Annotated in this window: 12 protein-coding genes, 1 tRNA gene and 1 pseudogene; 8 read left to right on the top strand and 6 right to left on the bottom strand. The window is 44.7% G+C overall.

Annotated elements, in window-relative coordinates; all coding sequences use genetic code 11:
• A pseudogene (locus FTV12_RS13320) lies at positions 1-96 on the top strand (IS1595 family transposase); the annotation flags it as partial.
• 282 nt (positions 97-378) lie between these two features.
• Here FTV12_RS13320 and FTV12_RS13315 read toward each other — a convergent pair.
• Both FTV12_RS13315 and FTV12_RS13310 read right to left on the bottom strand, forming a co-directional pair.
• Positions 379-579 carry a hypothetical protein gene (locus FTV12_RS13315; RefSeq protein ID WP_004781578.1) on the bottom strand — a complete coding sequence of 67 codons (201 nt, stop codon included), beginning with the start codon at positions 577-579 and terminating at the stop codon, positions 379-381.
• Positions 580-784: 205 nt separating this feature from the next.
• Positions 785-875 (bottom strand) — tRNA-Ser (locus tag FTV12_RS13310).
• 121 nt (positions 876-996) lie between these two features.
• On the opposite strand from FTV12_RS13310, the gene FTV12_RS13305 reads away from it, so the two are divergent.
• Positions 997-2877, top strand: a complete 1881-nt coding sequence (locus tag FTV12_RS13305; protein ID WP_180034200.1) for a potassium transporter Kup — start codon at positions 997-999, stop codon at positions 2875-2877.
• A 67-nt stretch (positions 2878-2944) separates the two neighbouring features.
• On the opposite strand, the gene FTV12_RS13300 is transcribed toward FTV12_RS13305, so the two are convergent.
• Entirely contained in the window at positions 2945-3502 is a 558-nt protein-coding gene (locus FTV12_RS13300; RefSeq protein ID WP_180034199.1) for a hypothetical protein, read from the bottom strand.
• A gap of 266 nt (positions 3503-3768) precedes the next feature.
• Here FTV12_RS13300 and FTV12_RS13295 point away from each other — a divergent pair, with 266 nt between their 5' ends.
• Complete coding sequence (locus FTV12_RS13295; protein WP_159123712.1) at positions 3769-4866, top strand: DNA/RNA non-specific endonuclease; 1098 nt, start codon at positions 3769-3771, stop codon at positions 4864-4866.
• Between the two features lie 85 nt (positions 4867-4951).
• Positions 4952-5197 carry a hypothetical protein gene (locus tag FTV12_RS13290; RefSeq protein WP_180002502.1) on the top strand — a complete coding sequence of 82 codons (246 nt, stop codon included), beginning with the start codon at positions 4952-4954 and terminating at the stop codon, positions 5195-5197.
• Positions 5198-5269: 72 nt separating this feature from the next.
• Here the strand turns inward: FTV12_RS13290 and FTV12_RS13285 are convergent, their stop codons facing one another.
• Positions 5270-6340, bottom strand: coding sequence for an AraC family transcriptional regulator (locus FTV12_RS13285; RefSeq protein ID WP_180002503.1), 1071 nt, complete (start codon positions 6338-6340; stop codon positions 5270-5272).
• Between the two features lie 108 nt (positions 6341-6448).
• Between FTV12_RS13285 and FTV12_RS13280 the strand changes: the two genes are divergently transcribed.
• Complete coding sequence (locus tag FTV12_RS13280; RefSeq protein ID WP_179991945.1) at positions 6449-7042, top strand: hypothetical protein; 594 nt, start codon at positions 6449-6451, stop codon at positions 7040-7042.
• 338 nt (positions 7043-7380) lie between these two features.
• On the opposite strand, the gene hisF is transcribed toward FTV12_RS13280, so the two are convergent.
• On the bottom strand, positions 7381-8139 hold the full coding sequence (gene hisF / locus FTV12_RS13275; RefSeq protein ID WP_004781588.1) for an imidazole glycerol phosphate synthase subunit HisF: 759 nt from the start codon (positions 8137-8139) through the stop codon (positions 7381-7383).
• Between the two features lie 113 nt (positions 8140-8252).
• Between hisF and FTV12_RS13270 the strand changes: the two genes are divergently transcribed.
• Genes FTV12_RS13270 through FTV12_RS13260 form a run of 3 tightly spaced genes read left to right on the top strand, consistent with a single transcriptional unit; the run spans position 8253 to position 10269 of the window.
• Positions 8253-9200, top strand: coding sequence for a homoserine kinase (locus FTV12_RS13270; RefSeq protein ID WP_180034198.1), 948 nt, complete (start codon positions 8253-8255; stop codon positions 9198-9200).
• 26 nt (positions 9201-9226) lie between these two features.
• Complete coding sequence (locus FTV12_RS13265) at positions 9227-9853, top strand: DUF1294 domain-containing protein (protein ID WP_180034197.1); 627 nt, start codon at positions 9227-9229, stop codon at positions 9851-9853.
• A 20-nt stretch (positions 9854-9873) separates the two neighbouring features.
• The gene (locus tag FTV12_RS13260; protein WP_004781593.1) at positions 9874-10269 is read left to right on the top strand and encodes a hypothetical protein; all 396 of its coding nucleotides are present in this window, start codon (positions 9874-9876) and stop codon (positions 10267-10269) included.
• A gap of 65 nt (positions 10270-10334) precedes the next feature.
• On the opposite strand, the gene FTV12_RS13255 is transcribed toward FTV12_RS13260, so the two are convergent.
• Positions 10335-11264 (bottom strand): DMT family transporter, encoded by a 930-nt coding sequence (locus FTV12_RS13255; RefSeq protein WP_180034196.1) that lies wholly within the window; start codon positions 11262-11264, stop codon positions 10335-10337.
• Positions 11265-11276: the final 12 nt, after the last annotated feature.

Raw genomic sequence — 11276 nt, 5'->3', positions numbered from 1 at the left:
AAAGAGTACTTTGATTATCATCTTAAAGAAACTGAATGGCGTTGGATGAGGGAACCTAATGAGTTAGCAACTGAGCTGTGGAACCTCATTAGGTAAAATTAAGTGTAAATCTGCTAGTCTAGAGCCTAAACTAAAAGAAGAACATAAAGTTAAGAAAGTAATAAAAATGGATATATCATGGTTTTATCCAGAGAATTTATTTCAATATATCCCAACCTATATCCTTACATCTTTAAATCTATCAAAAGAAAAGGCAAGCAATACTCATCTCAAAAATAACCAGTAAAATGAATTATCCTTTTTCAATTCATCTGTCCAAGATGCTCACTTTTAAGGTTTTAGACTATAAAAAAGCCCAATATAAAATTGGGCTAGGGCTTAAGGCTCGACTTCTAGCGGATCACCATCTTCAGGACGAAGATGACGTGTGCCATCATCCGCAGGATCTACACTTGATCCATCTTTGGTGATCGGATTGTACATTTCATCCTCTTTTTTATCGTCAGTGAACTCCTCATCTTCGAAATCCAGAGGCTCATTATCATCATCAAAATTTAGGGGTTTTTCATCATCTTTCATAGCGATCCATCATTTTTTACCAAGATAGGATCATGCTCGAATATTCCTCAGTGTCATTCAACAGCCATCCGGCATCATTTATGTAACTTGTATAGTTATTCTTTTATTTTTAATCCATTCCCTAATAATTTCGGCAACAAAAAAGGCTTAAACCCTTTAGATTTAAACCTTTTGAGACATCATGTGGCGACATGATAATGATATTTGGCGGTGAGAGAGGGATTCGAACCCTCGATACGCTATAAACGTATACACACTTTCCAGGCGTGCTCCTTCAGCCACTCGGACACCTCACCATGGCCGTGGATGATATAGAAAAAAAGCCAGTCTGCCAAGCTTGAAACAATTGATTTGCGGAAAAACTTTGAGCGCAATGCTATGATTCGCAAAAATGCTTGTTAAAAACGAAGACGATATATGCAAAGCACTGCACAAAAAGCAGCTCTCCCGGTAATTACGCTGGCTGCGCTTGGGGTTGTTTTTGGAGATATTGGAACCAGTCCATTGTATGCACTACGCCAATGTTTCCTAACGTCGCACCTTGCCATTAGTGAAGCTTCGGTGTTGGGCATTTTGTCCTTGATCTTCTGGTGCATCATGCTGACGGTGAGCTTCAAATACGTCACCATTATCATGCGTGCCGATAACAACGGTGAGGGCGGGATCATGTCCTTACTGGCTCTCAACTTGCGAACCACACGCATTTCTGATGACAAGAAAATTTACCTGATTGCGCTCGGCTTTATTGGGGCATCGCTGTTTTTTGGTGACGGGATCATTACCCCGGCGATTTCCGTATTATCTGCAATTGAAGGGCTGAGTATTGCCACACCTGTGTTTAATCAATGGTTAGAGCCTTTATCGATCGGGATTATTGCGGGACTCTTTCTGGTACAACGTCATGGTACCGGAACCATGGGCAAATTTTTTGGTCCGTTGACTTTACTGTGGTTCCTGTCAATTGGTGGTTTCGGTTTGTGGAGTATTATCCAGACCCCGACAGTACTGGCCATGGTGAATCCATACTGGGCCTATCATTTTGTGGTCGATCAGCCTTTTGTAGCCTTCTTGACCATGGGCGCCGTGATTCTGACCATGACTGGTGGTGAAGCCATTTATGCCGATATGGGGCATTTTGGTCGCCTGCCGATTCGTCTGGCCTGGTTTATTATTGTGTTGCCCTGTCTGTTACTAAATTATGCTGGGCAGGGCGCGTTGTTGCTGCGCCGTCCTGAAGCACTGGAAAATCCTTTCTATATGCTGCTTCCGGAATGGAGCCTATATCCAATGATTGGTTTGGCAACGGCAGCTGCTGTGATTGCCTCACAGGCGGTGATTACCGGGGTCTTCTCCATGGTGAATCAGGCCATTCAACTGCGTTATTTGCCACGCCTGAGCGTAAAACATACCTCAGCCGAAGAGCGTGGTCAGATTTATCTACCCTTCATTAACTGGATGCTGTTTATTTCCGTGGTGATTCTGATTTTACTCTTTGAAAATAGCGCCCGCTTAGCAAGTGCTTATGGGGTCGCAGTCACTATGACCATGCTCTGTGGCACCATTTTAATCAGCATTCTGGCTTATGGTTTCTGGCGCTGGCCAATCTGGAAAGTGGTGTTATTTGCCACGCCATTCCTGATACTGGATCTGGTTTTTGTAGCCTCAACGTCTTTAAAAATTGCCTCAGGTGGTTGGGTGCCGATCCTGCTCGGGGCGGCATTATTTACGATTCTGATGACCTGGAAAGATGGTCGTGCACTGGTCCTGAACCGTCTGGAAAAAGATGCGCTACCAATTGACCTGTTTATTAAGAGTATCTCAATTGGGGGAGGCACCAAGTTTGTGCCGGGTGAAGCGATTTTCCTGACCGGAACTCCGACCATTGTGCCGCATGCGATGTTGCACAATATCAAGCACAACAAGGTGCTACATGAGCGCAATATTCTGGTAACAGTCATTACCCGGGATATTCCTTTTGTAGGTGATGAAGAACGGATTAAACTGGAAAAACTCAGTGAGCATTTTTATCGAGTGACAATGTATTACGGGTTTAAGGATCAGCCAAATATCCCGGAAGCATTGCAGCATGCGTATGCAGAATGGGGCTTTGAATATGACCTGATGCAGATCAGTTTCTTTATCTCCCGGGAACGGATTATGCATACGGTGGGAGAGGGAATGGCACCTTGGCGAGAAAAACTGTTTGTTTCCATGCAGCGTAATACCAGTCCGGTCAGCGACTTCTACCAGATTCCGACCAACCGGGTAGTTGAACTGGGTAGCCAGATCGAGATGTAAAAATAAAAAAACCAGAGCTAGGCTCTGGTTTTTTTAGGGAAGAGAATTTAGAAAGCTTTATAACAAATTATTGTTCTGTTGCTTCTGTCTCAACCGGCATTTCAGGGGCGGCGTTTAAAGGTGCATCTACTGAAGGATCAGCTTCAGCTTCTACCGCAATTTCAGTTTGCCCAGTCATCGCAGCTGCTTCAGGTGCAGCAGCTTGCTGTTCTTCAAGAGCTGGTTGCTCTACAGCTTCACCCATAGTCATTTCCTGTTCTGTAGCAGGCGCTGCTGGTTCAGACTCAAGATTGGCTGGAGCTGGATTGGTATCCGGCATTTCTGGTTGTGCAACAGGTGCATCAGGCATGCCTGGTGTTGGCATTGGCTGATTTGGCATTGATTGTTGTGGCTGCTGGCCTGGCTGAGCGGGTGCAGACATTGGCTGGTTTACCAGACGGATCTGTCCAGAATTCACCAGGCTTTCCAGTGAGGCTTGCTGACCATTTACAGTGGTACTAATTTTAGCTTTAGATAAGCTTTCAAGTGTTTCACCCGCTTGTACAGGAGGCTCAGCGAATGCGCCGGCACTGATCACACTTGTAAATATTCCGAGACCTAATAACTTAGATAGTTTGGAATTCATAAATTAACTCCATTGCTAATAATTGTACGTAATTTGAGTAGTCAAATAGCTTTGCACACTCAAGACGAGGTCACAATCAAAGCTACTTAAAGGTTAAAAAACCGCGCTGAAAGCTCACTAAAAAAACGACACTTTGTTACAAGATTTAAGAATATAGGGGTGGATTGTGTAATTATTAGGCAAATAAAGAGGGTAAGATATACTTCATATACATGGCTTGTTAAGCTCGCAAAACCCCCGATTTTGATCTTAAAAGCACGTGTAGCATGGCAAAGAAGCAGCGTAAGTCGAAGAATTCAGTTTTTCAGTTTTTTAATGAAAATAGCGTGAAAGTGATCCTGGCAATGGTCGCTTCCGGGAGTTTCGCGATTGCGTTTGGCCAGGAAAAAATCAGTCAGTGGATTTCTCTGCCGTCTACATCGAATTCGAGCTGTCTGGAACAATTTTACCGGGACATCCCGCCTTACTTAATGAAAGACAGCCTGAAAAAAGACAGTTATTCACTGTGTTTTAATGGCTTTAATGTGGGTTATTCTGGGGTATCCAAAACGCCACTTTGGGTGGCGGAGGCCTTAACACCGAAGCGTCTGAGCCAGAAAATTCCACGTGAAGACAACTTCCATGAAGAAACACGACTAAATGCTGCTCATCGTGCGACTTTGGCTGACTACCGGGGTTCAGGCTATGACCGTGGCCATATGGCGCCAAATGCAGATATGCCAAATAAAGCTGCACAGTCTGACAGTTTCTCGCTGGCCAATATGGTCCCGCAGGCACCAAAGAACAATCAGCAGGTTTGGCGTGAGCTGGAAGAAGCAACACGTGCCATTGTGACCAAGCAGAAGCAGGACGTATATGTAGTGACCGGGCCGGTCTTTGCTGCCAAAAAGCTGAAAACTATTGGCAAGGGTGTAATTGTACCAACTGCCGTGTATAAAGCGATCTACATGCCGAAAACTGGTGCCATTGGTGCCTACTATGCACCTAATGATAATTCGCTCAAGGTTCGCATTGTCAGTGTCTGCTATCTGGAAGAGCAGCTCGGCATTAACCTGTTTCCTCAGTTAACTGAAGAACAGAAACGCAATACCTATCATCTGCCGTTGACTGCAAATGCTGTGAAGGCCAACCAGAAAATTGCCTATTCGAATTGGGATGCAGAAAGCCAGTGTGCTGAAGATGTGCCGAAAGAAGATCTAGAAAAACTGCAGCGTGAGTTCAAACCGTTAGCCTCAAGTTCAGCCAGTACAAGCAATACCAGCTCATCAGTCAATAAGAACGGGATCGATCATGATACCCAGGACACGATTGTTAAACAGCTGATTGAGGCCTTGTTGCAATACATCCTACAGCTGCTGAAATAGTGAAAAGGAGCTTGCTGTAAAAAGCAGGCTTCAGGTAGCATGCTGAAGACAGGTGAGTAAAAATAATAAAACAGAGTAGAAATTAATGTTTAAAGCATTTGAAAATGGAACCGAATCGCATGCGATTCATGATCTGACAGTTGAGAATGATCTGGACCGTGTCAGTCTGTATGGCAATCTGCAAATTACTAAAGACCAGGCTGGTCTCAAGGCAGCCAAAGTCTTGCAGGCACTGTTAAATGATATTGTGCAGCAACTCGAAGAAACACCGGATCTGCCAGAAAAAATTGAACGCAATGATGCAGATGAAATTGAAAATCCATTTTTATAGAAATTTCTTAATCACTATTCTGGCTAGAAAAAAGCTCCTTTGATGAGGAGCTTTTTTATTTTATTCAAACTTTTAAATCTGATATGGGACATTAATCTTTGCGGTAGCAGGATAGTCCAGAAATTTTTCCTGCACCTGGGTTTTTAGATATTCTGAGCGCCATTGTTGTGGTGTTTGAGCCGTCCACTGCTTGAAGGCACGCTGAAATGCGCTCTGCTCAGAATAGCCAAGCAGCATGCTGATTTCCTGCAGACTCAGATGAGGGTCTTTCAGATATTGCATGGCCATCATGCAGCGGATTTCCTGCATACGCTGCTGATAGGTCTGGCCCTGTTTTTGCAGGTAACGTTGTAGCTGACGTACAGAAAAATTCATCTGTTTGGCGATATGTTCAATCTGGAACATATTTTTCTGCAGACCCACCAGAATCGCCTGTTGCAAGCGCTGATCAATCTGGGTGGAGTTCGGAAGTTTTTCCAGCACCGCTTCTGCCTGTTGCATCAGTAATTTCTGTAAGGTCTGATCACCTTTCTTTAAAGGCGTAGACATTTCACTCACAGGAATCAATACCTGATTTTTGGCCTGTCCAAAACGGACCTTGCAGCGGAAATACTGTTCATAGACCGCAATATTTTTATTGACCGGATGCTGAAAATGGACTTCATGCAGATGCAGTTGATGCTGGTCAAGAATGCTTGAGCGAATAAATTCAGTCATGAGCGCGATAGCAATCTCATCTGTGAGTTGCGTACTCACTTTAAACGGAATCTCGCTCCAGGAAATGGACAGGTAATCTCGATCCAGACTGACCTGTAAAGGACTGCCATCATAGATCAGGCGATGATAGTCATGATAACGCATAAAGGCTTCGCCCAGCGTTTCACTGGATAATGCCAGATAGCCAATAATACCCAGATGTTTGGCCTGCACCAGTTGCGCGATTTCCAGGCCGAGTGCCGGCCGCTGCAACTCCTGGTCCAGCTGGCTGAGCAGATCGCGCCAGAGAATATAATCAAAACGCTCCAGGTTCTGGATCGCAAATAATTTCTTGGGGATGTCCAGTTGTTTGAGCTGGTAATAGTCCAAAAGCAAATGTCCTAAACCACCATATACCGAACCGACATAATCTTGGGGAACGTGCATTTTTTAATTCTTTTGTTCTGTCGTTTTTTGTCAATGATATTGAAATTATCGGTCAATATCTAGCCCTTTGTTTGACCTATAGTGTAAACAAACAGGGAGGAAAAGATCATGTGGAAAGGCTTTCTAGCAGGACTGGTCGTAGCCAATGGCTTTGAATGGTTTGCGCATAAATATGTACTGCATGGTACGCATCGGGCAGGGCAGACACGTTATAGCCCAGTGCCGGACAGCATGCGTTCACATTGGGAACATCATCGTGAAGTTCGCAAGACCAGATTTTCTGATTATGCCTATGTGGAAGGTTTGAAAAACTGGCGAATCCGCAATGAAATCGGTTCACTGGCCGTCGCAGCAAGCGTATTCGGGCTGGCTTTTTATCCCTTGTCCAAGGGCATGTTTCTGGCCACGCTATATAGTGCAGGCAATTATTTTTATATGCATCGGCGGGCACATCTGGAGCCAGAATGGGCCAGAAAAAAAATTCCCTGGCATTATGATCACCATATGAATAGTAACCAAGACGCCAACTGGTGTGTAACCAAGCCCTGGTTTGATTATTTGATGGGAACCCGGGTGATTTCCTCAGCAGATTTACAGGAGAAAAATCCCCTTGGTATTGTCTTGCCGGAACAGATCTCTATGCGCTTAACCCACTTAACCCAGCGTTATTTCCCGGCTAAATGGGCTAAAGATCGTGATTAAATAACTTAAAATTCGAGTAATCTGCCACATAAAATATTAACCATTTCTCACTTTGGTTAACCCTGTCGTGATTTGTCAATAAATTCTGCATATATTGTCAATATTGCGCTCAGGATTTCACCTATATTTGCGTCTGTTGATGATTGAAAGTCTTATCAACCTGCATACAGATTGAGTTATATTGTAAATGTCAAAGATACCAAGTGCTGTAGTTCTTCTTGGTTTTTATAGGGAGTCGCAAGACTCCTTTTTTTTGTCCAGAATTTAAATGATTTCTAAGAATAATGCATAAAAAAAGAGCGTGATATTCACGCTCTTTTTCATTTGAAGGCTGTCGTTTAAAGACGCATTTCAATACCTTGAGCAGCTAGATAAGCCTTGGCCTCAGGAATGGTATGCTGGCCAAAGTGGAAAATAGAGGCGGCAAGTACTGCATCGGCACCACCATGGATAATCCCGTCAGCCAGATGCTGCAAGTTGCCTACGCCACCAGAGGCAATCGTTGGTACAGTGACGCGGTCATTGATAGCACGCATGAGTGGAATGTCATAACCTGCTTTGGTGCCATCGGCATCCATAGAGGTAATTAACAGTTCGCCTGCGCCGTAGCTGGCCATTTTTTCTGCCCATTCCAGGGCATCAATGCCGGTCGGTTTGCGTCCGCCGTGGGTAAAGATTTCCCATTTATTCTCGCCAGTTTTTTTGGCATCAATCGCTACCACGATACATTGCGCGCCAAAACGCTGTGAGGCTTCCTGTACAAACTCAGGGTTGAAGACGGCTGCCGAGTTGATGCTGACTTTATCCGCACCTGCATTTAATAGTAGACGAATATCTTCGACTTTACGCACGCCACCGCCTACGGTAAGCGGTACGAATACAGATTCAGCCATACGCTCAACGGTACGGTAAGTGGTGTCGCGTCCATGATGTGTAGCGGTAATATCAAGGAAAGTAATTTCATCGGCACCTTGTTCATTATAACGGCGTGCCACTTCTACCGGGTCACCCGCATCACGAATATCAAGGAACTGAACACCCTTGACTACGCGACCGTTGTCGACGTCCAGACAAGGAATAATACGTTTAGCTAGCATAAATTTTTCCAATTATTACAGCCGATTATGAAACTCACCCACGCAAGCGCTACACCTTGGTAGATGGAAACGGTATTCTAGCAAAAATATGTAAGTTTTTTCGCAGGTTTTCTATGTCGGTTTATACCACTTTGACTTTAAAGGAAGTTCAGGATTTCGCAGCACCTTATGGACTTAAGGTGATTGATCTGATTCCCATTCAAGGAGGTATCCAGAATACGAACTATTTTCTGGTCTGCGAAAACCAGCAATATGTGCTGACCGTTTTTGAAGATATGGATGAACAGGCCGCTGGAGAACTGGTGCCGGTCTTGCAGCATCTGGGTCAGGCAGGTCTGGCCGTACCGGTGCCTTTATCCCACTCAGGCAAAGCCATTCATACGCTAAAAAATAAGCCGGCACAAATTGCACCACGCATGATGGGCGAGCATCCGATGCCATCTACCGTTGCGCAGGCGGAAGCGATTGCCATTGCTCAGGCCAAAATGCATGTCGCACTGAAAGATTTTAAACTTGAGCGCGCCTTTGTCCGTGACCATGCCTACTGGTATAACGTAGCACAGGAAATTAAACCGAGTCTGAACGCAGCAGATAAAGTCTTACTGGGTAAACTTCTGGGCCTGTATGAAGCTTTAACCGCAGTATATCCGGATCGTCCACGTGGCTTTATCCATTCGGATCTGTTCCGTGACAATACCCTGTTTGAGGGTGACCAACTGAAAGGTATTCTGGACTTTTACGAGCTGAATAAAGATGAATTCCTGTTTGATATTGCAATTACTTTAAATGACTTCTGTACCAATTATCCGGAAGTTACTTTAAATGAAGAAAAGGCCAATGCCTTTTTAAAAGCCTATGAAACTGTGCGTCCATTGACTGAGGATGAAAAATCATGTCTGGAGCTTTACCTGGCAATGGCTGCGGGTCGTTTCTGGATGATGCGTTTACAAGTGGCACAGAAAAATGCGGCTGAAGGCCGCACCGGTGAAGATATTCTGCAAAAAAATCCGGAAGAGATGCGTAACATGCTGATTGAACGTTTAAAATTCGTAACAGTTTAAATTTAAAATAAACAGGAACAGGCAAAATGCGCGATCAGGGACGTTTAGTAGAATGGTTTGATGACAAAGGCTATGGCTTTATTCAGCCGAATGATCCAACCAAAGATCGCGTGTTTTTGCATATCAAGGATTTTGCCCGTCCCGGTCCACGGCCAATTGTTGGTTGTGCGCTAGATTATCTGGTGATTCTGGACGAGCAGGGCCGTTATCGTGCCCAGCAGGTTATGTACCTGAAAGCATCACAAACCAAAACGGCAAAAGTAAAAACTAAAATATCAGGCCGAAATCAGCAAGAAAAACTGCAACCGATGCAGGTTGCTTCTGTGGCCTATATTTTGGTACTGGCGGGACTCAGTTTAGCTGGCTTGTTGAGTGGAATGGTCCTGTTACTGGTGAGCCTGATGAATGTCCTCAGTTACTGGCTGTATGCCCAGGATAAGGAAGCGGCACAATTGGGCAATCGCCGTATTCCAGAAAATACCCTGCATCTGGTGGCATTTCTAGGAGGGTGGCCGGCAGCCTGGCTGGCACAGCAAAAATTACGTCATAAAACACAAAAACAACCCTTCCGGCAAATTTATTTTTGTACTATAGCTTTTAACATCATTTTGATTATATGGCTGATTTCTCCCTTTAACAGCCTGAATATCTAGAAACAACCACAGGAGCGTAGATGAACTATTCAATTGATAAAGACTCAAATCGCACGCTAACCCTGATTCTTTATATCTTATATATCGTGGCCATTTTTAGTGGTGGCTTGCTGGCAGTGATTGCACTGATTATTAACTATGTGAAGCGCTCGGATGTACGAGGCTCGATTTTTGAAAGCCACTTTACCTGGCAAATCCGCAGTTTCTGGTGGTATCTATTCTGGAATATTGTAGCCTTTGTGCCGTTCCTATTCCTGTTCTTTACCCATGAAGATCCGGACCTGTTTGCAGGGGTTGCTTTTGGTGCATCCACTTTCTGTCTGGTTGTGGTCTTTGTTTCCTGGATCTGGATTGTCTATCGCGCGATTCGCGGCATTATGCGTCTGAATGACAATCGACCGATGTATACCAAATAAGATTAGCTATATTTATTTCTCTAGATAAAAAACTCCCCCTTTTCTAAGAGGGGGAGTTCATAAGCTTAGGAAAGATCTTCCTTCAACTCTTCTATTTTTTCTTTTCTAAAAAACTTTGGCTTCCATTCGCTGGCAATCACCCCAAGTACCACCATCAATCCGCCTAGAAGTGCCAGCGCAGGCAAATGTTCTCCCGCCATACGTCCAAATAAACTTGCCCAGATCGGTTCACCGGCATAAATAATTGCAGCTTGGGAAGGATCTACCATTTCCTGTGCCCAGTTCATCACCAGCTGAATACAGGCACTGGCGATACCGAGACCGACCAAAATACCTGCCAGATGCCAGTGGAAGCCAGGTAACTGAGATTCACCCAGTATCGGTGCCATCAGAAAACAAAATAGCGAGGCAAAAATGAGTTGTAGCACGGTGACACGCCGGGTATTCACCTTCGGAGCAAAATGACTGATAAAAATAATCTCAAGCGCAATGGCAATCGAGCCGAGCAAAGTCAGCGCCTGACCAAAATTCAGCTGGATGGCACCAAAGCCATTACCGGTTAAAAACACCAGACCGAGAAAGGCAAACAGGGCACCGACCCAGGTCATGAAATATGGTTTTTTACGGAACAGTAGCCACAGCAGTAGAGGCACTAAGGGAACATACAGCGCAGTCAGAAAGGCCGATTCACTGCTACTAATCGTTTGCAAGCCCACCGTTTGGGTTCCATAACCGATTGCAATTACAGCCCCGATGATGGCACCCGCTGCCACTTCTTTAAGTGTCATGCCTTTCAAGTGCTTCAGCGACAGCAGAGTTACGGCAATTGCCGCTGCTGCAAAACGTAATCCGACAAAGATCACCGGACTACTAAAATTCAGACCATATTGTACGGTGATAAAACTGCCGCCCCAGATAATCGTAATCAGGATCAGAGCAAGTTGAGGAACTTTCGTCCTCCAGGTAGAGGATGTTTGGGAAACAGATGTCGACATGGGAGAGAGGAT

This window comes from Acinetobacter sp. YH12233 (assembly GCF_013417725.1).
Taxonomy (GTDB): Bacteria; Pseudomonadota; Gammaproteobacteria; order Pseudomonadales; family Moraxellaceae; genus Acinetobacter.
Note: the sequence above shows the minus strand (reverse complement) of the source record. Positions and strands in the feature narration are given on the sequence as shown.

Coding starts and splice junctions, on each gene's coding strand:
- FTV12_RS13265 (WP_180034197.1), top strand. CDS start 9,227: ATGCGCGATCAGGGACGTTTAGTAGAATGGTTTGATGACAAAGGCTAT.
- FTV12_RS13285 (WP_180002503.1), bottom strand. CDS start 6,340: ATGCACGTTCCCCAAGATTATGTCGGTTCGGTATATGGTGGTTTAGGA.
- FTV12_RS13295 (WP_159123712.1), top strand. CDS start 3,769: ATGGCAAAGAAGCAGCGTAAGTCGAAGAATTCAGTTTTTCAGTTTTTT.
- FTV12_RS13305 (WP_180034200.1), top strand. CDS start 997: ATGCAAAGCACTGCACAAAAAGCAGCTCTCCCGGTAATTACGCTGGCT.
- FTV12_RS13280 (WP_179991945.1), top strand. CDS start 6,449: ATGTGGAAAGGCTTTCTAGCAGGACTGGTCGTAGCCAATGGCTTTGAA.
- FTV12_RS13300 (WP_180034199.1), bottom strand. CDS start 3,502: ATGAATTCCAAACTATCTAAGTTATTAGGTCTCGGAATATTTACAAGT.
- FTV12_RS13255 (WP_180034196.1), bottom strand. CDS start 11,264: ATGTCGACATCTGTTTCCCAAACATCCTCTACCTGGAGGACGAAAGTT.
- FTV12_RS13315 (WP_004781578.1), bottom strand. CDS start 579: ATGAAAGATGATGAAAAACCCCTAAATTTTGATGATGATAATGAGCCT.
- FTV12_RS13270 (WP_180034198.1), top strand. CDS start 8,253: ATGTCGGTTTATACCACTTTGACTTTAAAGGAAGTTCAGGATTTCGCA.
- FTV12_RS13290 (WP_180002502.1), top strand. CDS start 4,952: ATGTTTAAAGCATTTGAAAATGGAACCGAATCGCATGCGATTCATGAT.
- FTV12_RS13260 (WP_004781593.1), top strand. CDS start 9,874: ATGAACTATTCAATTGATAAAGACTCAAATCGCACGCTAACCCTGATT.
- hisF (WP_004781588.1), bottom strand. CDS start 8,139: ATGCTAGCTAAACGTATTATTCCTTGTCTGGACGTCGACAACGGTCGC.